The organism is Bradyrhizobium sp. BR 1432, assembly GCF_051547705.1.
Classification (GTDB): Bacteria; Pseudomonadota; Alphaproteobacteria; order Rhizobiales; family Xanthobacteraceae; genus Bradyrhizobium; species Bradyrhizobium zhanjiangense.
In genome coordinates this window covers 6,789,745-6,815,427 of the sequence record NZ_JBPUGF010000003.1, presented here as the reverse complement: position 1 = coordinate 6,815,427, position 25,683 = coordinate 6,789,745, and the positions used below count along the sequence as shown (strand labels likewise).

Genomic DNA, 25,683 nt, shown 5'->3' with positions numbered 1-25,683 from the left:
GTTTGAGGGGGAGTGAAACGATGACGACGACAACGATGGCGGAAGCGCCGGTCGCGCCGCCCGCCGCCAAGCCGTGGTACAAAATTCTCTACGTCCAGGTCCTGATTGCCATCGTGCTCGGCGCCATCGTCGGCTGGCTGTGGCCACAGCTCGCCACCAATGAGTGGATCAAGGCGCTCGGCGACGGCTTCATCAAGCTGATCAAGATGGTGATCGCGCCGATCATCTTCTGCACCGTCGTCTCGGGCATCGCCCATATCCAGGACGCCAAGAAGGTCGGCCGCATCGGCGTCAAGGCGCTGGTCTATTTCGAGGTCGTCTCGACCTTCGCGCTGGTGATCGGACTCATCATCGGCAACTTGGTGAAGCCCGGCGCGGGCTTCGGCAGTGGCGCGGCGAGCGAGGCGGCCGTTGCAAATTACGCCAAGCAGGCTGCCGGTCAGAAGTCGGTCGACTTCGTGCTGCACATCATTCCGGACACCGTGGTCGGCGCCTTCGCGCAAGGCGAGATCCTCCAGGTGTTGCTGTTCTCGGTGCTGTTCGGCTTCGCGATCATGAGCCTCGGCGAGCGCGGCCACACCATCCGCAGCTTCATCGACGACGCCGCTCATGCCGTGTTCGGCGTCATCTCCATCGTCATGCGTGCAGCGCCGATTGGCGCGTTCGGTGCGATGGCCTATACGATCGGCAAGTTCGGCACCGGCGCGATCCTCAACCTCGTCGGGCTGATCGCCACGTTCTATCTCACCGCGGCGTTGTTCGTGTTTGTCGTGCTCGGCATCATCGCGCGCGTGGCGGGGTTCTCGATCTTCAAGTTCCTGGCCTACATCAAGGACGAGCTGCTGATCGTGCTCGGCACTTCGTCGTCGGAAAGCGCGCTGCCATCCTTGATGGAGAAGCTGGAGCGGCTCGGCTGCTCCAAGTCGGTGGTCGGCCTCGTCGTGCCCACGGGTTACTCGTTCAACCTCGACGGCACCAACATCTACATGACGCTGGCGACACTCTTCATTGCGCAGGCGCTCGGTTACGATCTCTCCTTCAGTCAGCAGCTCACGATCCTGGTCGTGGCGATGCTGACCTCGAAGGGCGCCTCCGGCATCACCGGTGCCGGCTTCATCACGCTGGCGGCAACGCTCGCCGTGGTCGATCCGCGCCTCGTGCCGGGCATGGCGATCGTGCTCGGCATAGACAAGTTCATGAGCGAATGCCGCGCGCTGACCAATCTGTGCGGCAACGGCGTCGCCTGCGTGATCGTCGCTTGGTGGGAGCGCGAGCTCGACCGCGACAAGCTCAACGCCAACCTCTCCAAGCAGATCGATCCGACCGACATGGAGACGGCGATCACGACGGACTGATCGGCGCGACGCGCCGTCAGGCTTCGAACTGATAGGGCTGGTCGAGATCCTCGACCAGCCCTTTTCTTTCGGCGACCATCCGCGCAAGGCGCGCGTCGTCGTGCTCAGATCGGAACGTCGACCGCTAAAATCGCTCCGGCCGGTAGGGCGCCGGATCGATCGCCAGCGTCTCATCGCTCATGATTTCGGCGAGCAGGCGGCCGGTCGCAGGCCCCAGCGTAAAGCCCTGGTGGCCGTGACCGAAATTCATCCAAAGGCCCGGATGTCGCGGAGCTTGCCCGAGCACCGGGAGCATGTCGGGCGTGCAGGGGCGGGTGCCGAACCATGGATCCGGCTCGACCCGCTTGCCGAGATCGATCAGCTCGCGTGCGGAGGCCTCGGCGCTGGCGAGCTGCATCGGTGTTGCGAGCGCGTCCATGCCGGTCAATTCCGCGCCGGTGGTAATGCGGATGCCCTTGGCCATCGGACCCATGGCGTAGCCGCCGCCCTTGTCGACGAGGGGGAGGTCGAGCGAGGCGCCGCCGCTGTAGTGCATGTGGTAGCCGCGCTTGCGTACCAGCGGAATGCGATAGCCGAACTTGTTCAACAGATCGGGCGACCACGGCCCGAGCGTCACGACCGCGTGGGGAGCGTCGAGACATCCCTGGTCCGTATCGACGGACCAGCCGGTCGCGGTCTGCCGCAGGCTCTGGGCATCACCGAGCACAATGGTGCCGCCGAGGCGCTCGAACAGCTCGGCATAGGCCGTGACGAGGGCGCCTGGATCGGACACGGTCCAGGTGTCGAGCCAATGGATCGCGCCGGGGAGATCGTCGCGCAGGATCGGCTCGGCCCTGGCGAGGTCGCTGCCGGAGAGCACGCGGAAATTCACGCCGAATTCGCGCTGGTCTTCCTCCGCGGTCTTGATCGCGAGATCGAATGACGCAGGATCGCGATGTAGCATGCGATAGCCGGAGCGGCGGATGAGATTGTCGGCATGGGCTTCGCGAATGAGGATGTCGTGCTCCGCCGTCGCGTAGGCGATCAGCCGTGCCCAGGCCTCGATCGCCTCGCGATGCCGCTTCGGCGCCGAATGCCACCAATAGCGGAGCAGGGGCTCGATATGGAGATGCAGCGACGACAAGCTGTAGCGCACGTCGTTGGTGCGGCCGGTTGCGATCTTCAGGAGCGTGGCGAGGTCGCGTGGCATCGGATAGGGGCGGACCGCTTCCGCCTGGATCATCCCGGCATTGCCGTAGCTGGTCTCGCGGCCCGGCTCCCTGCGGTCGACCAGCGTGACGGACCAGCCGCGTTGCCGCAGGTGCAGCGCCGCGCTGACGCCGATCATGCCGCCGCCGAGAACGATCGCGCTTTGCATTGGCAGAAATCTCCTGTCAGGCTGGTTGTGGGCGAGGTCGGGTCATTCCCAGGCGAGGAAGCCTGGTGCGGCCGACAGCGGCGGCGCCGCGGCGAGCCGCGCCAGATCGGGGACCGGCCGGGATAATTGCGCATCATCAGCGAACGCCGCTTCGATGCTCGCGGCAACCGAGAGCACGACGGCGTCGCCGCCGCGCGGGCCAACGATCTGAAGGCCGAAGGGCAGGCCGGCTTCATCGAGGCCGAGCGGAATGCTGATGGCGGGATGGCCAGGAAGCGTGACGGCATAGGCGAGCGCGAGCCAGTGGAAGTAGGATTTTGTCGGCGCGCCGTCGATCTCGGCGGGGTAGAGCTCCGACCACGGCCGCGGGCTCAGCGTGATGGTCGGGCTAATCAGCACGTCGGTCGTTTCGAAGAAGCTCTGATAGGCGCGATAGATCCGCGTCTGTGTCGTTGCGGCGCGCGCGTGGTCTTCGAGGCTGTAGCCGAGACCTTCCTCGACATTGGCGCGGACATCGGGGCCGAGCATCTCGGGACGCTCCTTGTAGTTCTTGCCGTGCGTCGCCAGGAACATGCCCGCGCGCAGCACGGCGAAGGCGTCGTCCGCGCCGGCGCAATCCGGCGTCGCTTCGCGGCATGCGGCGAAGAGCGGTGCAAGCTTGCCAACGCGCTGCCGGAACACGCGCCGGATCGCCTGCTCGGTCGGGGCGAAGCCAAAGTCCTCGGTGAAGGCGAGGCGCAGCTTGCCGAGCTCGGCGGCACGCGGCGCGGCCCAGCGTTCGGCGCGGCCGCGCAACGGCTCGCCGGGCAACGTATAGGCAAGCGGATCGCGCGCATCGTCACTCGCCATCACCGACAGCATCAGCGCGGTGTCGGTGACATTGCGCGCCATCGGCCCGTCGGTCGACAGATTGGACCAGCCGAACGCGCGCTTCTCGCTGGCCACGAGGCCGTAGGACGGACGCATGCCGACAATGCCGGCGTAGCCTGCCGGATTGCGCAAGGAGCCGCCGGTGTCCGAGCCGGAGGCAAGCGGGGCCATGCCGCAGGCGAGCGCCACCGCCGAGCCGCCGGACGAGCCGGCCGCCGAGCGCATCGGATCGAACGGATTGCCGGTCGCGCCGAACACGGGGTTGCGGGTATTGCCGCCCGCGGCCCATTCCGGCGTGTTGGTCTTGCCGAAGATGATGGCGCCGGCTGCACGCAGCCGCGCGATCGAGCCCTGGTCGGCCGCCGGGACGTTATCTCTGAGCAGCGGGCTGCCATAGGTGCTGCGCAGCCCGGCGGTGTCCTGGGTGTCCTTGATGAGAACGGGCAGCCCATGCAGGACGCCACGATCCTCGCCGCGCAGGATGGCGGCCTCGGCCTCCTTGGCCGCGGCGCGTGCGCCTGATACGTCCAGCGTCACGACGGCGTTGACGGCCGGATTGATGGCGGCGATCCGCGACAGACAGGACTCCAGCAGCTCGACGGGCGAGATCGCCCGGGCGGCCAGCAGGCGGCGCAGTTCGACCGCGCCGGAATCGCAAAGCTCTGACAAATGCCAATCCCCTTTCAAGTCGTGAAGACGATCTAGCACACCGGACACTCGGTTGGACGCGCTGCCACCGAGTTTTTGCGTTTTGGAGCTTCTCTCCAGCTCCGCGAGATCAGGCCGCGTCGCTTGGTGACGACGAACTGCCGCCGTCGTGCGAGCAAGGAGAGCGCCCAAACAAAAACGCCCGGCTGAGCCGGGCGTTTTGCATTCGATATTCGGCTTTATTCGCCGCCACCGAAGCGGCGCGACCACCAGCCGGCACGGCGCGGGGCGGCCGGAGGTTCATTTGCGGCTTGCGGTGCGGGCTCAGCTGCTGGCGCGGGCGCAGCAACCGGTTCGGTCGGCTGCGCAACCGGTGTTGCGGGTTCGGGCTGGCTGTGCAGCAGGAAGCTCACCTTTTCCCGGACCGTGGAGCGGCGTCGCGCGGCCTTGTCGTCGGTGGGCTCTTCGACCGGCGCTGCGGTCGCCGTGACGGGAGCCGGCTCCGGCCGGGCCGGCGCCTCACTCTGCACGTCGGCGCGCGGTTCATGCTGCGCCGCCTGTGGTTCGGCGATGTGTTCGGCCTGTGCAATCGAGGGCGCACCCTCGTTGCTGAAGCTGTCGAAATCGGCGACTGCGTCGGTCGCCTCCGGCGGCGCATTGGCCGCGAGCTCGTCGCCGATGGAACCGGCAAGACCTTCCTCCGCGCCACCGCGACGACGGCGTCCACCACGGCGACCACGCCGACGCCGGCGCTCACCGCCGCCCTGCTGCTCGCCGCGGGCGGCCTGTTCCTCGCCTTCCTCGCCATCCTGCTCGGACTCTGAATCCTCTTCGGCTTCGCCGGCGGCCATAGCGGCCTCAGGAAGCGTGGGCGCGCTATCCTCGCGCAAATCGCCGTCGCGCTGGCCGCCACGGCCGCGGCGGCGGCGGCGGCGCTTGCGGCGCTGGCCGTCCTGCTCGGGGGCTGCCTCACCGGCGGCCTGCTCCTCCGAGAGACCTTCGGTCTCCTCGGTCTCGATCTCGGATTCCAGCTCCGAATCGAACTCCTCGTCCTCATAGGCGTCTTCGACCAGGGGCGGTGGGCTTGCAGCCGCCTGTGCCGCGAGCAGCGCCTTGGCAGCTTCCAGCGTATGCACCTGCTCGCCACGGTCGATAACGTAAGCCTGAGGTCCGCTGACGGACTGATCGGCGATGACCGACAGCGTGACCTTGAAGCCGTTCTCGAGATCACGCAGATGACCGCGCTTGTGGTTCAGCACGTAGAGCGCGACGTCGGTGCGGGTGCGGACCACGAGATTGTGGGTCGCGCCCTTCATCAGGATCTCTTCGAGGCCGCGCAGCAACTGGAGCGCCACTGAGGAGACCGAGCGGACATGACCGGTGCCGCCGCAATGCGGGCAGGGATCGGTCGAACTCTCCAGCACGCTGGCACGAATGCGCTGGCGCGACATTTCCAGCAGGCCGAAATGCGAGATGCGTCCGACCTGGATGCGCGCGCGATCCTGCCTGAGGCAATCGGACAGCTTGCGCTCGACCGCGCGGTTGTTGCGCTTCTCGTCCATGTCGATGAAGTCGATGACGATCAGGCCGGCGAGATCGCGCAGTCGGAGCTGGCGGGCGACCTCTTCGGCCGCTTCCAGATTGGTCTTGAGCGCGGTGTCCTCGATATGGTGCTCGCGCGTCGATCGTCCCGAGTTGACGTCGATCGAGACCAGCGCTTCGGTCTGGTTGATGACGATGTAGCCGCCGGAGCGCAGCTGCACGGTCGGCGAGAACATCGCATCGAGCTGGCTCTCGACGCCCATCCGCGAGAACAGCGGCTGGCCGTCGCGATACTGCTTCACCGCGCTGACATTGGCGGGCATCAGCATCTTCATGAAGTCGCGCGCCTCGCGGTAGCCGGATTCGCCGGCAACCTGGATCTCGTCGATCTCCTTGTTGTAGAGGTCGCGCAGCGAGCGCTTGATCAGCGAGCCTTCCTCGTAGACGAGGGTCGGGGCCTGCGACTTCAGCGTCAAGTCGCGCACCGTCTCCCACATCCGGATCAGATATTCGAAGTCGCGCTTGATCTCGGGCTTGGTGCGGGCAGCGCCGGCGGTGCGCAGGATGATGCCCATGCCCTCGGGCACGTCGAGATCCTGCACCACTTCCTTGAGGCGCGACCGGTCCTGCGCGCTGGTGATCTTGCGGCTGATGCCGCCGCCGCGCGCGGTGTTGGGCATCAAGACGGCATAGCGGCCGGCGAGCGACAGATAGGTCGTCAGCGCGGCGCCCTTGTTGCCGCGCTCTTCCTTGACGACCTGCACCAGCATCACCTGGCGGCGCTTGATGACTTCCTGGATCTTGTACTGGCGGCGCGGGCGGAAGGTGCGCTCCGGCACTTCCTCCAGCACGTCGTCGCCGCCGACGGATTCGACGAGTTCCTCTTCGGCTTCCTCGCCGTCCTCGTCCTCTTCCTCTTCGTCGGCCGTCACTTCCGCGGCCTTGGCATGCGCCGCGTCGGCGGCGTAAACGGCATCGGCCGGTTCAGCGACGACAGTTATCGCTTCGGCGAAAGCCTCGGCGCGGGCTTCGGGGGCGGCGGCCTCCTGCGGCTCGGAAACGGTCTCGGCCGCAACCACGGGCTCGGCGCCGACGGCCGCGACAGGTGCGGGCGTCTCGTCGGCTTGATCACGGTCGTGATGATCGTGCTCGCCGTGATCACCCTGGTCGTCATCAACGTGGGCGTGTTGGTGATCGTCATCATGGGGCTGATGATCGCCATGATCGTCTTCGTGATGATCGTGGCCGTCGTACTCGCCATGATGCTCGGCATCGCCGTGCAGGTGCTCGCCTTCGTGCGAAGCGCCTTCAATCTGCGTCGGCAGGGCCTCGCCCTCGACCGGCTGGGCCGCGGGGTCGGCGCCGGCCTCGAGGCCTTCGACGATGTCGCTGCGGACGCGCTCGCCATGACCGCGGCGACGGGCGTTGCGGTGGCGCGAACGGCGGCGGCCGTGGGAGCGGTTCTCGCTCTCTTCCTCGGCCTCGCGATGAGCCTGTTCCTCGGCCTCGATCAGCGCCTGCCGGTCGGCGACCGGGATCTGGTAGTAATCGGGATGGATTTCGCTGAAGGCGAGGAAGCCGTGGCGGTTGCCGCCATATTCGACGAAAGCGGCTTGGAGCGAGGGTTCGACCCGGGTCACCTTGGCGAGGTAGATATTCCCGCGCAGTTGCTTGCGTTGTGCGGTCTCGAAGTCAAACTCTTCGACGCGATTGCCGCGGACCACGACGACCCGGGTCTCTTCCGGGTGGGTGGCATCGATCAACATCTTGTTGGGCATGTCTTAACTCTTGGCGGCGGCGGGCGCGATTCACCGTGGGCGCGTATCGCGCCGCCGGGTGACGCGACGGTCCACCTGATTCGGGGGTGAGGGGAAGGCCGAAACGCCGTCTCTCGCGCCTTGCCGAACCGAAAGCTTCAGGACCAATGTGGCGCGCGGAATTTTCAATCCGCAGCGTCGCGAATGGTCCTTTAGAATTCGTCGGCACAGTCTGGCGCATCAAGCGTCGGCCCGTATGAAACATTGGGCGGCGAGGCCGCCCCTCAATCAGTTGCTGCTGGCCAGGCATGGCGCGAGCGCGCTCGCCTTGGGGATCACGAACCGCTCCCCTGGGATCAAGGGACCGGGTTAATGGGTTACGTCGCTGTCAGAACCGCCCGGGTGACGTGAGTGGTAACCCAGGACCGTCCGCCGCCGGAGCTTGACCCGCTCCATCTCGTTGCCGCGCACCGCGCTGGTCTTAGAGGGGAACGGAAAACGCTGGAATTCCCAAACCTTGAGAGTTCCGGCGCTGCACCGGGAGGCTGAATGCGACACAACCGGGAATATCGGCCGTCAGCAGTCTGTACATACGAGGAATGAGCCATCCGTGCAAGGGAGCGTCGCACGGCGGTCACAGTCAGCGAGTTTCGCATATCCGTCATTAAGGATCGTTTAACCCTGTGGTTCTATTGCGTTAAAGAGGCTGCTCGGAGGCACGGAATTCGGTGGCGAGCCGCACAAATCAAAGGGTTTTGCTGGGATGCGTGCTGCTGTGCGCCGCAGCATTGCCATATGCCGATTCCTCGCGCTTGAGCGCGGCGGAAAGCCAGCCGCAACCCTCTGTTGCGGTTGCGAATTTTCCAATCGCCTCGGCCGCCCGTCTGGCTGGCGATGGCAAGCAGACCCGCTTCATCCTCGACATCGACCAGACCATTACCTTTCGTGCCGTCACGCTCGCCGACCCCTACCGCGTGGTGGTGGACGTGCCGCAAGTCAATTTTCAGCTGCCCGCCGGTACCGGCAGCGGGGGGCGGGGGCTGGTCAAGGCCTTCCGCTACGGGCTCGTCATGCCCGGCGGCTCGCGAATCGTGTTCGACCTGACCGGGCCGGCGAAGATCGCCAATTCCTACGTGGTCGACGCCGCCAATGGCCAGCCGGCCCGTCTCGTGCTCGAGCTGGAAGAGGTCGATCGCGCCGCCTTTGTGCCCTCGCTCGCCCCCGAAAACCGTCCCGAGCTGAGGCCCGCGATCGCCGAGGCGCCGCCTGCCACGGTTCCCGCCACGACGGCCCAGGATACCGCGCAGCAGAAGGCCGATGGCCGGCCGGTGGTCGTGATTGATCCCGGCCATGGCGGCATCGACAACGGCACGCAATCGAGCGGCGAAAGCGAGAAGAACCTCGTCCTGGCCTTTGGGCTGGCGCTACGCGATAGACTCGAAAAGGCCGGCAAATATCGCGTGGTGATGACGCGGGACGACGACACCTTCATTCCGCTCAATGACCGGACCAAGATCGCCCGCAACCTCAAGGCCGCTTTGTTCGTCTCGATTCATGCCGATGCGCTGCCTCGTGCCGAGGGCGATGCGCAGGGCGCGACCATCTACACGCTCTCCGATAAGGCCTCCGACGCCGAGGCCCAGCGGCTGGCTGACGCCGAGAACCGGGCGGATGCGATCGCTGGCTTCAACCTCGCGGAGGAGCCGACCGACGTCGCCGACATCTTGATCGATCTCACGCAGCGGGAAACCCGCACTTTTTCAAACCGTTTTGCCCGTCTGCTGATGGGAGAAATGAAGTCGACGGTGCGGATGCACAAGCATCCCCTGAAGTCGGCCGGCTTCCGGGTCCTGAAAGCGCCTGACGTGCCTTCGGTGCTGGTCGAGATCGGCTATGTCTCGAACAAGGGTGACCTCGAGCATCTGGTCTCCGAGGGCTGGCGGTCCCGTGCCGTGGGCTCCATGGCGCAGGCGATCGACGGGTTCTTGGCCAAGCGGATGGCCACGGCGGGATCGTCAAATTGACGATCCGGGGATCGTCAAATTGACGACCCGGGGGTCTTCGAACTGAAGGGGTTTTTCCGTCCCGCCGCAAAAGCCCTAGTTTGGCCACAGCGGGCGCTTTATAAAAAAGCCGCAGGGGGTTCCGGAATCGGCGAGATCCCGTTCGGCAAGCGTCGTTCGGTCCGGCATTGATGTTGTTGAGTAAGCCGGTGAATTCGCGACGTGAGGACGGCGCCCGTTTGGGCGCTTTGGGCTGATCCAGAGTTTGAACGGATAAACAGATAATGCGCTTGCTGGTGCGGTTCATGGGCTTCCTGTTCGCCGCGGGAACAGTGGTGTTCCTTGTCGGTGTCGGGGCCGTGGCAGGCCTGATCTGGCATTTCTCCAAGGACTTGCCGGACTACTCTCAGCTTCAGGATTACGAGCCGCCGGTGATGACCCGCGTGCACGCGGTCGACGGTTCGCTGCTCGGCGAATACGCCAAGGAGCGGCGGCTGTATCTGCCGATCCAGGCGGTGCCCAAGCTCGTGATCAACGCGTTCCTGGCGGCCGAGGACAAGAATTTCTACGAGCATGGCGGCATCGACTACACCGGCATGGCGCGCGCAGGTCTGCTTTACATCCAGAACTACGGCTCGAATCGGCGTCCGCAGGGCGCCTCGACCATCACCCAGCAGGTCGCCAAGAACTTCCTTCTGACCAACGAGGTCTCCTTCGCGCGCAAGATCAAGGAAGCTTTGCTGGCGATGCGCATCGAGAAGACCTACTCGAAGGACAAGATCCTCGAGCTGTATCTGAACGAAATCTATCTCGGCCTCGGCGCCTACGGCATCGCGGCGGCGTCGCTGGTCTATTTCGACAAGTCGGTGAACGAGCTTACCGTTGCGGAAGCCGCTTATCTGGCCGCGCTGCCGAAGATGCCGGCGACCCTGCATCCGGTGCGTAACCGCGACCGCGCAATCGAGCGCCGCAACTATGTGATCGACCGTCTCCAGGAGAACGGCTGGATCAAGCAGGCCGATGCCGAGAAGGCGCGCAAGGAGCCGCTCGCCGTCACCAGCCGCTCCAACGGGGCCCACACTTTCGCCGGCGAATATTTCGCCGAGGAAGTTCGCCGCGACATCTTCGAGCGCTATGGCGAGAAGAAGCTGTATGAGGGCGGCCTCTCTGTCCGCACCACGCTCGATCCGAAGATCCAGGTCATGGCGCGCAAGACCATGGTCGCTGGCCTCGTGAACTATGATGAGCAGCAGGGCTATCGTGGTGCCATGAGCAAGCTCGACATTTCGGGCGACTGGGGCGTGAAGCTTGCCGAGATCAAGTCGCTCTCCGACATCTCGCCGTGGCGCATGGCGGTGGTGCTGGAGACCAGCGACCAGTCGGCGCGCATCGGCTTCCAGCCGAGCCGTGAGCTTGGCGGTGCCATCAGCAAGCAACGCGAGACCGGCATCGTCACGGTCGACGGCGTGCGCTGGGCACGGGCCACGCAGGGCGGCACAAGGGGCAAGACGCCGACAGCGGTGTCGCAGGTGCTCCAGCCCGGCGACGTCATTTATGCCGATCCGCTCTACAAGGACGGCCAGCCCGTTCGAGGGCCAGTACCGGCTACGTCAGATCCCCGAAGTGTCGGGCGCGATGGTGGTGATGGATCCCTGGACCGGCCGCGTGCTCGCGATGGTCGGCGGCTTTTCGTTCGACCAGAGCCAGTTCAATCGCGCGACGCAGGCCTATCGGCAGCCGGGTTCGTCGTTCAAGCCGATCGTCTATTCGGCCGCGCTCGACAACGGCTATACGCCGTCGACCGTGGTGCTCGACGCGCCGATCGAAATCGATCAGGGCCAGGGCGCCGGCGTGTGGCGGCCTGAAAACTTCTCCTCGGGCAAGTTCCAGGGACCGGTGACGCTGCGCAACGCGCTGCGGCAGTCGCTGAACACCGTGACGGTGCGCCTCGCGCAGGACATCGGCATGCCCCTGATCGGCGAATATGCCCGCCGCTTCGGCGTCTATGACGAGCTGCCGAACTATCTGTCCTACGCGCTCGGCGCCGGCGAAACGACGGCGATGCGCATGGTGACGGCTTACTCGATGCTCGCCAATGGCGGCCGCCGGGTGAAGCCGACCTTGATCGACCGCATCCAGGACCGCTACGGCCGCACCATCTTCAAGCATGACCAGCGCGAATGTCGCGGCTGCGACGCGCCGGGCGGCTGGAAGAATCAGGCCGAGCCGCAGCTGATCGACCGCCGCGAGCAGGTGCTGGATTCCATGACCGCCTATCAGATCACGGAGCTGATGGAGGGCGTGGTGCAGGCCGGTACCGCGACCGTGGTCAAGGAAGTCGGCAAGCCGATCGCCGGTAAGACCGGCACCACCAACGAGGCCAAGGACGCCTGGTTCGTCGGCTTCTCGCCCGACGTCGCCGTCGCCATCTATATGGGCTACGACAAGCCGCGCCCGCTCGGCAAAGGCAATGCCGCGACCGGCGGCCATCTGGCAGCTCCCATCGCGCGCGATTTCCTCAAGCTTGCGCTCGCCGACAAGCCCGCCGTTCCGTTCAAGGTGCCGGCCGGCATCAAGCTCGTGCGCGTTGTCTCCAAGACCGGCATGCGCGCAGGTCCCGGCGAGACCGGCGGAACCATCCTCGAAGCCTTCAAGCCGGGCACGGCGCCGCCGGATAACTATTCGGTCATCGGCGTAGCCGATGCCGATGGGCGCATGCCGGCGTCGCAGCAGCAGCAGCCGGATTCCGGCTTCTTCATGCGGCCAGGCACCGGCGGGCTGTACTAAAGCGCGATGAGATTAGGACGAATCGTCATCGCGCTTTAGGTTGTTGTTTGAGCATGATCTTTTCGGAAAGCCGCTGCGCACTTTTCCGGATCATGCTTTAGCGGATAACGCTGACGTTTGAAGGAGCGGGCGGTTGCGCTTTGGCGCCGCCGCCGTTACATCCCGTTGCAATCGAACCCGGAACAATTCCGCGACATCAGAGAACGACATGCGCGCCGAAATCGAGCGGTTGGTAGAAGAGATCAAGCAGTCAGTCGGGCTGCTGAGGAGGCATCTTTGACGTCGAGAAATCGACGGCGCGCCTCGCTGAGCTGAACAAGCTCGCAGAAGATCCCGATCTCTGGAACGATCCCCAGAAAGCCCAGAAACTGATGCAGGAGCGCACCTCGCTGGAGGATGCGCTGTCGGGCATCGGCAAGGTCGAGCAGGAACTCGAAGACGATATCGGCATGATCGAGCTCGGCGAGGCCGAGGGCGATGACGGTGTCGTTGCCGAGGCCGAAGCCGCGCTGAAGAACCTCAAGAAGGAGGTGGCGCGGCGCGAGCTCGAGGCGCTGCTGTCGGGCGAGGCCGACCGCTTCGATTCCTATCTCGAAGTCCATGCCGGCGCTGGCGGCACCGAAAGCCAGGACTGGGCGCAGATGCTCTTGCGCATGTACACGCGCTGGGCCGAAACCCACGGCTTCAAGGTCGAATTCCTGGAAGAATCCGAGGGCGAAGAGGCCGGCATCAAGTCGGCGACCATCCAGGTCTCCGGTCACAACGCCTATGGCTGGCTGAAGACCGAAGCGGGTGTGCATCGCCTGGTGCGCATCTCGCCGTTCGACTCCAACGCTCGGCGGCACACCTCGTTCTCGAGCGTGCAGGTGTTCCCCGTCATCGACGACAGCATCAAGATCGACATCAAGGAATCCGACGTCCGCACCGACACCATGCGTTCGGGCGGTGCTGGCGGCCAGCACGTCAACAAGACCGAATCCGCGGTGCGCCTGACGCACATTCCGACCGGTGTCGCGGTGGTCTGCCAGGCCGGCCGTTCCCAGCACAAGAACCGGGCGCAGGCCTGGGACATGCTGCGTGCGCGCCTTTACGAGATCGAGCTGAAGAAGCGCGAGGAGAAAGCCGCCGCTGACCAGGCTGCCAAGACCGATATCGGCTGGGGCCACCAGATCCGCTCCTACGTGCTGCAGCCCTACCAGATGGTGAAGGATTTGCGCACGGGGGTGCAGACCTCGGACACATCCGGCGTGCTCAATGGCGAGCTCGACGACTTCATGGCCGCGACGCTGGCGCAGCGCGCCTTCGGCACCACCAGCGGCGACATCGAGGACGTGGACTGATCATGCCCCGCGTCGCCTTCATCGGGCTTGGGCGGATGGGGCACGGCATGGCCGGCCGCTATCTCGATGCCGGTTTTACCGTGACGCTGTGGAATCGCAGCAAGGCCAAGGCCGAAGACCTGATCGCCCGCGGCGCGCATTGGGCGACCTCGCCGGAGGATGCCGCAATCGATGCCGATGCGGTCGTGACCATGGTCGCCGATGACGAGGCCTCGCGTGCGGTCTGGCTCGGGCTCAAGGGCGCGGCCAAGACCGCGAAGGCCGGCACCATCGCGATCGAATGCTCGACCGTCTCCTATGACCATGCCCGCGAGATGGGCCGCGAGCTGAACGCGCGCGGGCTCATTTACATCGACTGCCCCGTGACCGGTTTGCCCGATGCGGCCGCTAGCGGAAAGCTGACGCTGCTGGTTGGCGCCAATGCAGCCGATCTCGAGCGCGCACGGCCCTATCTCGACCCAATCGGCTCGACCGTCCGCCATTTCGGTGCGGTCGGCACCGGCACGGTCTACAAGCTCATCAACAATCTCTTGGGCGCGATCCAGATCGCCGGCCTCGCCGAGGGCCTTGCGATCGCCGAGCAGGCCGGGCTCGACATGAACCTCGTGCTGGAGTCGATCCAGGCGGGCGTCGCCGCGAGCCCACAGGTGCAGCGCCACTCCAAGCGCATGGTCGCCCGCGATTTCAGCGGCGCGACCTTCACGTCGGCGCTGCGGCACAAGGATGCCGCCTACGCGGTGAACCTGGCGGAGAGCCTGCTGGCCGGCAAGCCGCTAGTCGCGCGTGCCGCCGTCGAGGCCTACGCGCAGGCGAAGGCTGTGATGCCCGACGATGATGAGGGCAGGATGATCGAGCTGGTGTCGCGGCCGAAGAAGCCGTCGTAGACAAGCGTATCAACATGGGGGCGCCTTGGCCGCTCCATTCATTCCGAGCACCGGTTTTCAAGTCCGGTGCTTCATCGGAAATCGGGTGGCACTGTCCACCGCAGCGTTCTAGGCGATGGGCTCGGCCGCCGAGGTGAGACGCCATGTCCCCGAACGATAACCGGATCGATGCGCGCGACGGGTCGCTGCTCGCCGTGCTGTCGGTGCTCTGGGGTGGCTCGTTCTTCTTCAACGGCGCGGCCTTGCGGGACTTGCCGCCGCTGACGCTGGTGTTCCTGCGCGTTGCGCTTGGCGCTGCTATCCTGTTTCCGCTGCTGCGCATGCAGGGCATCGGTTTTCCCAAGGGCGTCGCGGGCTGGAGGCCGTTCGTCTTGATCGGACTGCTCAACAACGTCATTCCGTTCTCGCTCATTGTGATCGGCCAGACTTTCATTCCGAGCGGGCTGGCCTCGATCCTCAACGCCACCACGCCGTTGTTCACCGTGGTGGTGATGGCGGCGGCAGGCGACGAGACCTTGCAGATGCGTCGCATGGCCGGGGTGGCGCTGGGCCTTGCCGGCGTGATCATCCTGCGCGGATGGGGTTTCGAGACAAGGCCGGGGCAGGGGCTCGGCATTCTGCTCTGCCTCGGCGGCGCGTTGAGCTATGCCTTTGCGGCGCTGGCGGCGCGACGATTGCTGAAGGACGCAGCTCCGCTGGGCACGGCGACGTTTCAACTGATGGCGTCGACCGTGATGATGGCGGCCGTCGCCGGCGCGGTGGAGCAACCCTGGCGCGTTCCGATGCCGAGCCTCACAACGTGGCTTGCGGTGCTTGGCCTTGCCGGCCTGTCGACGGCGCTCGCCTACATCGTCTTCTTTCAGATCCTGCGGCGCTCGGGCGCGAGCAATGTCATGCTGGTGACGCTGCTCATTCCCGTCACCGCCATCCTTCTGGGATGGCTGGTGCTGGGCGAGCCGATCTCCATGCGTGAGATCGCGGGCGCAATCGTTATCGGCAGCGCGCTGCTTGTGATCGACGGACGCACATTGAGCCTGCTGCGCCGCGTCGCAGAGCGTAAGCTCCCAGTCGGCCATGAGCGCAGCCAGTAGTCAGGGCCGGCTGCCGGCTTTCGCCTTCAGCGCCATGCCGCCGGCGACGCCGACGCCGAGCACGTACATCCAGCCCTCGTGGAAATCGAACAGGTGCGAGTTCAACAGCGAGCTCGTGACGTTCTGCACCACGACGACGAGGCCGATCCAGGCGGCGAGGCCTTCCCCTGCGAACAGGCGAAGATGTGCGATCCAGAGGGCGTAGAGCAGGACGACGCCCAGAAGACCCCATTGCACGGCGACATTGAGCGTCTGGTTATGCGGATTGCTGACGACCTCGGCATCGAGGCTGCTCCCGCTTGTGGCGGCGCGCTCGAATTGGTGCTTGATCGAGCCGGTGCCGTGGCCGATCAGGGGCGCCTCGACAAAGGCGTGAAGCGACTTGCGCCAATAGGTCAGCCGCTGCGCCGTCGAGGCGCGGCTGATGTCCTCATGGCCGTGGCGGTATTCGACGGCGATATCGGTGATGCGCTGGCGCAGATAGGACGACGTCGTCCAGGCCAGCGCGCTCGCGGCGAGCGAGCCTGCGAGCAGGAGCAGTGCCGCGCGCCGGCTCAGATGCCGCCAGGCAAATAAGCCCAGCAGCACCGCGATGCAGAGCAGCGTCGTGCGAGCGGACGCGACGAACACCATGTTGGTGGCGAACAGCAGGATCAGCGCCACGCAAGCGGCTGTCGCGACCACGTGTCCGCTGCGCCAGAATGTCAGTACAGGGAGTGCAAGCGCGAACGCGCAGAGCGTGAATTCCTGACTCTGGTCGATGTAGTTCTTGACAGGAACGCCTGATGACGCCGTCGCGGTGATCTTCCAGCTGGGATCGAGCAGCACGATCCATGAGAAGACCGCAAGCAGCGCGCAGGAGGCGAGAAAGGCGAGACAAACCCACAAGCCGCGCTCCGATCGGCTGAAATGGTAGAGCAGTGGCGGAATGAGCACGAGCTTTGCGACCGGCTTGAGCGCATGCAGCCTGTCGGTCCATGCGCCGTCCGACCACAGCGTGCCGATGAGGGCGAGCAGCAGGAAGCCAAAGGGCAGGGCAAGCGCGGGCCGTGCGAGCCTGCGCGCATAGTCGCGCCAGTCGATGGTCGGCGTGACCGCGAGCAGAAAGAGCGCGACGAGGATCGAAGGCGCCGTGGTCGACCAGGGCAGCGACGCCGCGATGAGGACGGCGAGCATGTCGGCAGCGCGGAACAGCGCGGCGGAATCGCCCAGGGCCTGCCATCGGTCGCGGAAAGTTGGCGGGCTGGCCGGACTGGACCATGCTGCTTGTTCAGCTGTCATCTGGCTGACGCCTACTGTGCTGCGACCAGGCTTTCTCTCGGCGTCTCATGACCGAGGAAATCCCGGGCCTGGGTCTCGTAGCCGAAGCGCTCAGTGAGCTCATGGCGCCTCGCCCGGATCTTACCGCGCCACTCCTCTTGCCGCGTCAGCACGCGCGTGACAGAGGCTGCGATCGCCTCGGTCGAGAACGGATCGAAATAGTCGGCGAGCTCGCCCGCGACCTCGCGGAAGACGGCGATGTCGGAACACAGCACCGGCGTGTTCGCGGCCAGCGCCTCGATGATCGGCACGCCGAAACCTTCGGCGAAGCTCGGCATGATCAGGCCGTGCGCTTCCGCGATCAGGGCCGCCTTCTCGTGCTCGTCGACATAGCCGGCGAAGCGGACGTTCGGCGGCAGATTGCGCATCCGGCTGATCTCGCCGGCATAGCCGATCACGACGAGATCGGCGTGGGGTACGTTGCGGAAGGCGCGGACCACGGTGGCGACGTTCTTGCGCGGCTCGTTCGAGACGATGACGACGAAGCTCGGCCGCCCCGGACGCCCCGACGGGGCTGGCAGGTGCAGGACATCCGGGGCGTCGAACCGGGTGCGGGGATACACGACCCGCGCCGGCAGGTGCGCAAATTGCGGCAACAGTTCCCTGAACCGCATCATGCTATAGTTTGAAACGAAGGCGAGTTCGTCGGCCTGGCGCAGGCTGGTGAGCAGCCGTGACAGGAACAGCCGCGTTGCGACGTCGCTGAGCTTGAGGTCGGTGAGCGGCAGCAAATCGTGGACCACGCAGATCACTTTGGCGTTCGGCTTACGCCGGATCGCGACCCGCGTCGGCGTATCCACGACGATGACGTCGTAGTCGCGCGCGTCCACCCGTGGTGGCGGCAGCAGGAAGAACGCCGAGGAGTCCTGATAGCTGTAGAATCCGGGCTCGAGCTGAAAGTCGCGGAACAGCTCGAGATGGCGCAGGTCCGGCGGGACGTATTCGAGCGCCTCGGTCCTGTTCTCGATCAGCCGGGCGTCCAGGCCCCGCAAGCCGACGGCGCGAAGGAAGCAGACGATGTAGTCCCACGACATCGACATGGTGGCCTTGTGGCGGATCCAGTCGAGCGTGCGCCGCAGGCCGCCGCGCACGACCGGTTCGCCCATGTTGACCTCATCGAGGAAGCGGTAGAGCGCGAGCAGCTCGATGTTGCGCGACTGCGCCGGAAAGAGTTTGGTGCGTCGCTCGCGCCGGTGCAGCTTGCGATAGCGCCGCGTGGTCTCGACCAGCAGCGTCAGCTCGTGCCCCCCGGCCGCGAGCGAGCGCATCAATTCACGCGTGAAGTGGAAGATGCCGCGCTTGTGGTTGGGCTCGCCGAGTGCCTCGGACACGACAAGGATGTTCTGCTTCATGCGCGTTTCTCGCGGAGCTCGTAGGTGTGGGTGGGCGGCGGGGTGACCGGGACGGTCGAGGCGACGCGGCCGTGATCGAGATTGATGATGCTGGTGCAGGTGCGGCGCAGCAGCGGCTGGTCGTGCGAGGCGATGATCACGATTGCCGCCTGCGATACGAGGTTCAGCAGCCGCTGCTGGGCCTTCTCCGCAAAGTGCTCATCGACGACGCTGAGCCATTCGTCGAGCAGGAGGATATCGGCAGGAAACGCCGTAGCGGTCGCAAACAGCACCCGCATCAGCATGCCCGAGGAGAACATCCGCAGCGGCAGCCGCTGCATGCGCGCCTCGAGCTCGGTGAAGGCCCAGATCTCGTCGATCACGCGGCGGGTCGGCTTGCGGCCGCTGATCCGCAGCAGCAGCGCGATGTTGTCCTCGGCGACGAAATCCAGATTGACGCCCGCGTTGAGGCCGAGCAGCGGCACGATGTTGCCTTGAATTGCGATGTTGCCACTGCTCGGCGGATAGACGCCGGCAATCAGCCGCAGCAGCGTCGATTTGCCGGAGCCGTTGGGGCCGGCAAGCCCGATGCGGGCGCCGGCCTCGGCCTCGATCGTGACGTTGTCGACGGCGCGGATGATCCGCATCTCGCCCGGCTCGCGAATGAGATGGCCGAGCAGCCGCCGTTTCAGCGAATAGTCGTAGGCGCCGTAGAGCGGATAGTCGAGACAGACGTTGCGAAGGCTGATCGAGATCATGCGTCAGATCCAGAATGCAGCTTTGCGCAGATGGACCAGCGTCAGCACGCTCGCGCAGATCAGGAGCGCCAGTGCGACGAGGACATAGACGATGCTGACGGGATCGACATGGCCACCCGCCAGCGGCTCCCTCCACACGGCGAACAGGTGTGTCAGCGGATTGATCCGCATCACCGTCGAGCGGTGGTTGATCATCTCCGACGACCAGATCACGGGCGAGGCGAGAAAGGCGAGCATCAATGTGGATTCGATGATCGGCTTGAGGTCGCGATAGCGCGTTGCCATCGCACCGAGGACGAGGCTCAGGGCGAACGTGCAGACCACGAACAGCAGGAGGCCAGGCAGCGCCGCCAGCGCGTGAGAGAGATCGTGGCGGGACAGGATCAGCCACAGGAGCAGCGGCACGCAGGCGTTATGGAGCGCGAACAGCGCCTGGCGGAACGTGCATTGCAGCAGGAAGATCACCGGCGGCAGCGCCCGGTCGCGGATCAGACTCTGCGGAGTTCTGCAGCGCCGTGGTGGCATCGAGCACCACGCTGTTGAGGAAGGTCCAGGCCGTCATCGACAGCGCGAGCATGGGCAGGCGCGACAGCACGTCGGCGTTCGACATCTGCCCGATCACCGAGCCCAGCACCGCGACCACGATCGCCATCTGGAGCGACATCCAGAACGGGCCGAGCAGCGAGCGCACGTAGCGGTGTCGCATGTCGGACCAGGCCAGCGCCGCGGCGATCCGGACGGTGTCCACCCACCCCGTCGCCTGCGGCGGATCGGCAATCGCCGATCGCTGCTCGCTCGGTGCGGCGATGGCCTCGCGGTAGACGGTCTCCATGCCTTGCTTGAAGGCCGTGGCCGAATAGCGGGTGAGGGCGCGCGTGCGCGCCGATAGTCCCATGCGGCGGCGGCGCTCGGGATCGCGGATCAGCGTGTCGATGGCCTCGCCCAGCTTCGCGGCGTCGCCGGGCGGCACGGTGATCGCCTCCATGCCGTGGCGGGCGACGCGCGGCACCGCGGTGTCGAGCGCCGTGTTCACGACCGGACGGCCGGCGGCCATGGCTTCCAGCTGGACGAGGCCGAACGTCTCGGCATTGGTCACCGACGGCATCACGAAGACGTCGGCGAGGCACATCAGCTTGATGCGCTCGCAATCGTTGACCGAGCCGAGCAGGCGGACGCGATCACCGAGTCCGAGCTCCTGGATCAATTGCTCGAGCCGCGGCCGCTCGGTGCCCTCGCCGATGATCCAGACCTCGAAATTGTGCGCGGCAGCGGCGCGGATCAGCACGTCGAAACCCTTGTAGGGCACCAGCCGGCCGCAGGCCAGCACGAGTCGGCCGCGATCGTTGACGTGGTGCGGTTCGATCTTCGGCCAGTCATAGCCAGAGGTGTCGATGCCGAATGGCACGACGTGGCATTTGTCCTCGAATTCGCGCAGCAAGGGCGTGTTGTCGACCAGCACGTGGTCCGAGACGATGATCGCCTTGGCGCGCCGCAAGGTCCGCCGCATCAACGGTTCGATGAACCAGCGCAGGCCGGCATGGGTGACGATGTCGGCGTGCCAGTGCACCACCAGCGGCCGCTTGGCACCGAATCCGAAGGCAAAGACGAGGTCGGCGAGCGGGAAGGGGGCGTGGAGCGCGAGCAGATCGTGCGCGGCGATCTTGCGCCACAGCCGCCACGGATAGGTGGGAGCGGCGGGCAGCGACAACAGATTGCCGAACGAGCGGACGCGCTCGACCGGGACGTCATTGACGATGATCTCGCGCCGTTCGGCCGATTGCGAGCAGACCAGCACGGCGGAGGCGAAGGCATCTTTCAGGCTCGCGCAGATGTCGCGGATCACCGTGAGCGTGCCGCCGAACAGGTCGGGATAATAGACCTTGAAGATGTGCAGCACCGACGGGCGGCGCGGGGTTTCGTGGATGTGATGCATGACGGTGGTCAGCCTGCGAGAAGCGCGGCAAGGAACGGTGCGGCCAGCACCGCAATGAAGATCGCGCCGCGCAGCAGCGCCGGCAGCATCGGCTCGATCGCGCCATGCCCCCAATCGGGAGCCGGCATAGCAGGCGGTGAAGTGGAAATGCGGACCAAGCGGTCAACCATGGGTTTTAAGTCCCTCTACGTCGCGCCCTCAGTGGGTGGCTCGTATATGTGGGAAAATTTACCACGTCAATCGACCAAGTGGAAAAAAGTGGGATTGTGTCCCACGTGAGGCATCGGTACAATTCAGACATGAATGCCAAATCCGGGTCCAAGGAGGCTGACAAGTCGGCCGACAAGCCTATGGTGCCGCCGCCGAATGCCGCCGGGAAGCTGCACGCGCCGCTGGCGCGGCTGCTGCGCCCGCTCGTGCGGCTGTGCATCCGCAGCGGCATGACCTTTCCGGCGCTGGCGCAGCTGCTTCGTGAGCTTTTCGTCAACGTCGCCGAGCACGATTTCGCGCTGGAGGGAAAAGAGCAGACCGACAGTCGGGTCAGCCTGCTTACCGGCATCCATCGCAAGGAGGTGGCGCGGCTGCGCGGCGCCGGCGCACCCGTGCACGAGGCGCCGGCGGCGGTGTCGCTGACCAGTGCGGTGATCGCGCGCTGGCTTGCCGCGCCGGAATTCACCGATGCCAAGGGCGAGCCGCTCGCCTTGCCGCGCACAGCCGAGGGCGATGCGCCGTCGTTCGAGCAACTCGTCGCTTCCGTCACCAAGGACGTGCGCCCGCGCGCGGTGCTCGACGAATGGATCGACCGCAAGCTCGTCACCATCAACGACGCTGACGAAATCGAGCTGGTCGAGGCCGCCTTCGTTCCGAGCGGTGAGGACGACGGCAAATGGCACTATCTCGGCCGCAATCTGCACGACCATATCGCGGCCGCCGCGGAAAACGTCGCTGGGGCGCCACGCTTCCTCGAACGTGCGGTGCACTACAACAACATCTCGCCGAAGCTGGCACGGAAGCTCGAGGCGCGCTCGCGCGAGCTTGCCATGGATGCACTGAAGACGGCCAACCGCGAGGCCAATCGGGCTCTCGCCAAGGACAAGGGCGGCAACGCACGCTGGAATTTCGGCCTCTACATCTACAGTGAAGATGCCGATGAGGAGGGCGGGGCGAAGGAGGGCGGCAAAGACGGTGGCAAAGAGGGCGCCTCGTCATGAGCCGGCCGCCGCTCATCTCCCGCCGCCTGCTGCTGATGGGATTTTGGCTCGCCGGCACGGGCCTCGCCCGTGCGCAAGTCAAGCGCGGCACCGATCAGGGCATCGGCGGCACCGGAATCACGCGCGGCGATGATCACGGCATCGGCGGCACCGGCATCGTCGGCGTGATCCAGCGTTTCGGCAGCATCTACGTCAACGGCCAGCGCGTCACCTATGCGAGCGACGTTCCGGTCCGGATCGACGGTGAAGCGGCCAGCGCCAAGGCGCTGCGCATCGGCCAGCTCGCGCGCGTGGTTGCGACCCGTCAGGCCGACGGCACGCTCGTCACGCGCAACATCACGATCGCGAGCGAGGTCTCCGGTCCGATTGAGCGGGTGAAGGGCAATGAGCTGACAGTGCTCGGTCAGAAGATCGTCGCCGGCGACAAGGAGAGCAAGCTCCGTACGGGCACGCAGGTCGCCGTCTACGGCTTGCGCCGTACCGACGGGGTCATCGTCGCAAGCCTGGTCGAGCCGCGGCGCGATGCGGCCGCGCGCGTGACGGGTCTGGTCGAGCGCGGGCCGGACGGCTTGCGAATCGGCGGGTTGAAGCTGAACGGCGTCGATCCCTTGCTCGTCGGCCAGCGCGTCCAGATCGAGGGCAGCGCGAGCCAGGGCGCGATGCAGGCAGCGCGCACGCGGATCGACGATTTCTCGGATCTCGTCGGCGCGAGCCGCCTGTCGGTCGAGGCCTATGTGCAGCGGATGGGATCGAACCTCCAGCTCGGCTCCGGGCTCATCGCCCATGACAGCTCGCGCTTCGGGCCAGCCGCTGGCGAAGCACGCATGGTGGTCAACGGCGTGTTCGATCGCTCACGCGGCCTTCAGCTCGATTCGGCGCGCGCGGTCGGCCAATTCCCGGGATCGCCGGGGCAGGTGCCCGGCGGAGCAGGCCAGCCCGGGCGCTCGCCGGGCGGCTCGATCCTGCATCCAAATCGCGGCACCACCACGCCCGGTGGCGGCCAACCCGGTGCACCGGGCGCGCCTGCGCCGGGGTCGAGCCCTGGTGCGCCGTCCGGCCCGGCGCCGACAGGACCGGGTGGCCCGTCAGGTCCCGGCGGTCTGGGCGCGCCCGGCGGGCCTATGGGGCCAGGGGGTGGAATGGGTGGTGGTTTCGGCGGTCCCGGAGGCGGGATGGGCGGTGGCCGGCGCTAAGGCAAGAGAGAAGCGCGGGTTTAGCCCGCGCTTAGCCGCACGCCAGCGCGCAAAAATTTCTGCGGATCGACCGCTTCGCCCTCGATGCGGGTCTCATAGTGCAAATGTGGGCCAGTGGAACGGCCGGTCGAACCGACGAGACCGACCACCTGGCCGATCTTCACGACCTCGCCGACCCTGACGTTGATCTCGGAGAGATGGCCATAGCGGGTCGAAAGCCCGTTGCCGTGGTCGACCTCGACCATGCGGCCGTAGCCGCCGGACCAGCCGGCGGAGACCACCTTGCCGTTGGCGGTGACGCGAACGGGATCGCCGGTGGCGGCGCGGAAGTCGAGCCCGGTATGCATCGCGGGCCGGCCGAGGAACGGATCGCTGCGCACGCCGAAGCCGGAGGTGAATTCGACCTCGCCGATGACGGGCTTGCGATAGGGCACCAACGCCAGCGTGCGATTGAGGCGGTCCAACTCGGTGCGCGTGGTGTTGAGGCGGTAGAGCTGCTTCTCGAACGGCCCGGCATTGGGCGTCAATTTGACGGGTACGAAAGGCCCGCCCATCGCGGTGCGCGGTACGGCGGCTTCGAGACTGGCGAGGTTGAGGCCGAGATCGCTGACGACGCCGCGCATCCGGCGCATGCGTGAATCCATGCCTTCCTCGACGGCGTTGAGCGCCGCCATCTGGCGCCGCTCGACCTGATCAAGCGAGGTCGTGAGCCGGACCAGGACGTTGTCGAAGCCCTGGTTCTTGGCGAATTGGCTGGTCGGCGGCGGCGCGACGGTCGGCGCGCGCGATTTCGAGCCGCGCTTCGCGATCCGGCGGGGCCACGAAGATCACGGTGTCGCTGATCGGCGACGGCTTCGGCGTGCCCTGCGTTGCGTTCTGGCCGGCGTCACCACGCTGCGGTGTCGCGCGCGGGATCGATCCGGTCACGTCGGGCATGGCGCCGAGCGCCGTAGCCCGGGACTCCAGCGCCGTCTGGCGCTTCATGATCTGGTCGAGCTTCTGGTCGAACTGCTCCTGGTCGAGCAGCTGCCGGCTGGTGGTGCGGTCGACCTTGGCCCGCAGTTCGGCGATACGGTCCTCATAGGCGTACTGCATCTCGGCCTGGCGGGCGATCAGCCGGGTCAGAACGTCGTCGCGGAAGGCGAAATAGGTGGCGGTCGCAGCCGACCACAGCCCGAGCAGCACCACCGTGCCGACCACGATCCAGAACACCACGGGTCCGAAGCGGACCTGCTTGCCGGCATGAACAATGGTGTAGGCGTCGTCGGTCGCCGGAAGGGGAATCGCAACCGCCGTTGCGGCGGCGGTAGGACGGCGATGGAAGGCCCTTCCGTGGTCGTGAGGATGATGTTGGGGGAGCTGCGAGTATTGGGCAGAACTTTTCGACATCGGCACTCCCGCGCCGGTCGGATGAGTCCGTAACGGCCTAATTGCCGCAGCAATCTGGGCCGGTCATGGTTAATTTTCCGGAAACGGGAACATTCGAATTTAAAGGGCTGGTTAAAGACTTCTTGCCGCTTCCAGCACCTCATCGGCATGGCCGTCGACCCGGACATTGCGCCAAATCTTGGCGACTTTGCGATCGCCCCCGATCAGCACCGTGGTGCGAAGAATTCCAAGGAAGCTCTTGCCGTACATCGATTTTTCGCCCCAGGCGCCATAGGCCTCCAACATCTCATGCGTCTCATCCGAGATAAGGGGGACGCCGAGCTTGTGCTTGTCGCGGAACTTCTCCTGGGCCTTTAACGGATCGGCGGAGATACCGAGCACGGCGGTGCCGGCAGCCGTAAAGGCGTCCGCCAGCCGGGTGAAATCGATGGCCTCCCTGGTACAGCCGGGCGTGTCGGCCCGGGGATAGAAGAACAGCACGAGCTTTTGGCCGGCGTAGTCCGCCAGCGTGACCACGTCGCCGCCGTCGCGGGGCAGACGAAAGGCGGGCGCCTTCTGACCTTCGGTCAAGGCGGCCTTCGCCGCCCCGGGCGATTTGGAGGAATTTAACTGTTTCGATGCGGCCTTATGTGATCCTGCTTTTGCTGCTGTCTTGGTTGATTTGCTCGCCGGCGTCCGCTGTGTTTTCGCGGATCTTGTTTGAGTCGTTGCCCGCGTTTTCAGGGTCTTCTTTTTGGCCGTCGAACTGCCGGAGGGCGTTTTGGACGATTTCTTTTGGGATTTCTTGGACATACGCCTTCCTTTCGTCGCTTTCGGCAGGTCAACCAAAGCGGTATTGCAGCTCTCGTCCGGTGTGCCGGAATCGCGCCCTCGGCTGGGCAAGTCTGACGACGCCGGAGTATGGTTACAAGGAA

The 25,683-nt window shown here is 65.8% G+C and carries 16 protein-coding genes and 3 pseudogenes; 9 read left to right on the top strand and 10 right to left on the bottom strand.

Going from position 1 to position 25,683, the window contains the following annotated elements; all coding sequences use genetic code 11:
- Positions 1–20: 20 nt before the first annotated feature.
- Entirely contained in the window at positions 21–1,355 is a 1,335-nt protein-coding gene (locus ACSKB8_RS33090) for a dicarboxylate/amino acid:cation symporter (RefSeq protein WP_091888021.1), read from the top strand.
- 124 nt (positions 1,356–1,479) lie between these two features.
- On the opposite strand, the gene ACSKB8_RS33085 is transcribed toward ACSKB8_RS33090, so the two are convergent.
- From ACSKB8_RS33085 to ACSKB8_RS33075, 3 genes are all read right to left on the bottom strand, one after another.
- Complete coding sequence (locus tag ACSKB8_RS33085; RefSeq protein WP_438108640.1) at positions 1,480–2,712, bottom strand: NAD(P)/FAD-dependent oxidoreductase; 1,233 nt, start codon at positions 2,710–2,712, stop codon at positions 1,480–1,482.
- A gap of 42 nt (positions 2,713–2,754) precedes the next feature.
- Positions 2,755–4,251, bottom strand: a complete 1,497-nt coding sequence (locus ACSKB8_RS33080) for an amidase (RefSeq protein ID WP_438108639.1) — start codon at positions 4,249–4,251, stop codon at positions 2,755–2,757.
- Positions 4,252–4,469: 218 nt separating this feature from the next.
- Positions 4,470–6,704 carry an Rne/Rng family ribonuclease gene (locus tag ACSKB8_RS33075; RefSeq protein ID WP_438108637.1) on the bottom strand — a complete coding sequence of 745 codons (2,235 nt, stop codon included), beginning with the start codon at positions 6,702–6,704 and terminating at the stop codon, positions 4,470–4,472.
- Positions 6,705–6,719: 15 nt separating this feature from the next.
- Here ACSKB8_RS33075 and ACSKB8_RS33070 point away from each other — a divergent pair, with 15 nt between their 5' ends.
- The 6 genes and pseudogenes from ACSKB8_RS33070 (at position 6,720) to ACSKB8_RS33045 (ending at position 15,634) form a co-directional block, all read left to right on the top strand.
- Positions 6,720–7,640 carry a hypothetical protein gene (locus ACSKB8_RS33070; protein ID WP_438108635.1) on the top strand — a complete coding sequence of 307 codons (921 nt, stop codon included), beginning with the start codon at positions 6,720–6,722 and terminating at the stop codon, positions 7,638–7,640.
- A gap of 617 nt (positions 7,641–8,257) precedes the next feature.
- Positions 8,258–9,553 carry an N-acetylmuramoyl-L-alanine amidase gene (locus ACSKB8_RS33065; protein ID WP_438108634.1) on the top strand — a complete coding sequence of 432 codons (1,296 nt, stop codon included), beginning with the start codon at positions 8,258–8,260 and terminating at the stop codon, positions 9,551–9,553.
- Positions 9,554–9,816: 263 nt separating this feature from the next.
- Positions 9,817–12,319, top strand: a pseudogene (locus ACSKB8_RS33060) (penicillin-binding protein 1A).
- Positions 12,320–12,527: 208 nt separating this feature from the next.
- Positions 12,528–13,659, top strand: a protein-coding gene (gene prfB, locus ACSKB8_RS33055; protein ID WP_128934108.1) for a peptide chain release factor 2 whose coding sequence is annotated in 2 segments (ribosomal slippage) — positions 12,528–12,596 and positions 12,598–13,659 — 1,131 coding nt in all. Because the reading frame shifts where the segments join, the coding sequence is not laid out codon by codon here.
- Positions 13,560–14,543, top strand: a complete 984-nt coding sequence (locus tag ACSKB8_RS33050; RefSeq protein WP_438110782.1) for an NAD(P)-dependent oxidoreductase — start codon at positions 13,560–13,562, stop codon at positions 14,541–14,543. The genes prfB and ACSKB8_RS33050 overlap by 100 nt, the downstream gene beginning before the upstream one ends.
- A 143-nt stretch (positions 14,544–14,686) precedes the next feature.
- Entirely contained in the window at positions 14,687–15,634 is a 948-nt protein-coding gene (locus tag ACSKB8_RS33045) for a DMT family transporter (protein WP_438108632.1), read from the top strand.
- Here the strand turns inward: ACSKB8_RS33045 and ACSKB8_RS33040 are convergent, their stop codons facing one another.
- The 5 genes and pseudogenes from ACSKB8_RS33040 to ACSKB8_RS33020 all read right to left on the bottom strand — a co-directional run bounded on the left by ACSKB8_RS33040 (position 15,635) and on the right by ACSKB8_RS33020 (position 21,146).
- On the bottom strand, positions 15,635–16,915 hold the full coding sequence (locus ACSKB8_RS33040; protein WP_438108630.1) for an O-antigen ligase family protein: 1,281 nt from the start codon (positions 16,913–16,915) through the stop codon (positions 15,635–15,637).
- Positions 16,916–16,926: 11 nt separating this feature from the next.
- On the bottom strand, positions 16,927–18,306 hold the full coding sequence (locus ACSKB8_RS33035) for a glycosyltransferase family 4 protein (RefSeq protein ID WP_438108629.1): 1,380 nt from the start codon (positions 18,304–18,306) through the stop codon (positions 16,927–16,929).
- The gene (locus ACSKB8_RS33030) at positions 18,303–19,043 is read right to left on the bottom strand and encodes an ABC transporter ATP-binding protein (RefSeq protein ID WP_438108628.1); all 741 of its coding nucleotides are present in this window, start codon (positions 19,041–19,043) and stop codon (positions 18,303–18,305) included. Before ACSKB8_RS33030 ends, ACSKB8_RS33035 begins: the two co-directional genes overlap by 4 nt.
- A gap of 3 nt (positions 19,044–19,046) precedes the next feature.
- Positions 19,047–20,976 (bottom strand): annotated as a pseudogene (locus tag ACSKB8_RS33025) (glycosyltransferase).
- Positions 20,977–20,984: 8 nt separating this feature from the next.
- Positions 20,985–21,146, bottom strand: coding sequence for a hypothetical protein (locus ACSKB8_RS33020; RefSeq protein ID WP_438108626.1), 162 nt, complete (start codon positions 21,144–21,146; stop codon positions 20,985–20,987).
- A 129-nt stretch (positions 21,147–21,275) separates the two neighbouring features.
- On the opposite strand from ACSKB8_RS33020, the gene ACSKB8_RS33015 reads away from it, so the two are divergent.
- Together ACSKB8_RS33015 and ACSKB8_RS33010 are read left to right on the top strand one after the other, a co-directional pair.
- On the top strand, positions 21,276–22,187 hold the full coding sequence (locus ACSKB8_RS33015) for a DUF6502 family protein (protein ID WP_438108624.1): 912 nt from the start codon (positions 21,276–21,278) through the stop codon (positions 22,185–22,187).
- Positions 22,184–23,380, top strand: coding sequence for a DUF5666 domain-containing protein (locus ACSKB8_RS33010; RefSeq protein WP_438108623.1), 1,197 nt, complete (start codon positions 22,184–22,186; stop codon positions 23,378–23,380). Before ACSKB8_RS33015 ends, ACSKB8_RS33010 begins: the two co-directional genes overlap by 4 nt.
- A gap of 20 nt (positions 23,381–23,400) precedes the next feature.
- Here the strand turns inward: ACSKB8_RS33010 and ACSKB8_RS33005 are convergent.
- Together ACSKB8_RS33005 and ACSKB8_RS33000 are read right to left on the bottom strand one after the other, a co-directional pair.
- Positions 23,401–24,769, bottom strand: a pseudogene (locus ACSKB8_RS33005) (peptidoglycan DD-metalloendopeptidase family protein).
- A gap of 111 nt (positions 24,770–24,880) precedes the next feature.
- Positions 24,881–25,561 carry a peroxiredoxin gene (locus tag ACSKB8_RS33000; protein WP_438108622.1) on the bottom strand — a complete coding sequence of 227 codons (681 nt, stop codon included), beginning with the start codon at positions 25,559–25,561 and terminating at the stop codon, positions 24,881–24,883.
- Positions 25,562–25,683: the final 122 nt, after the last annotated feature.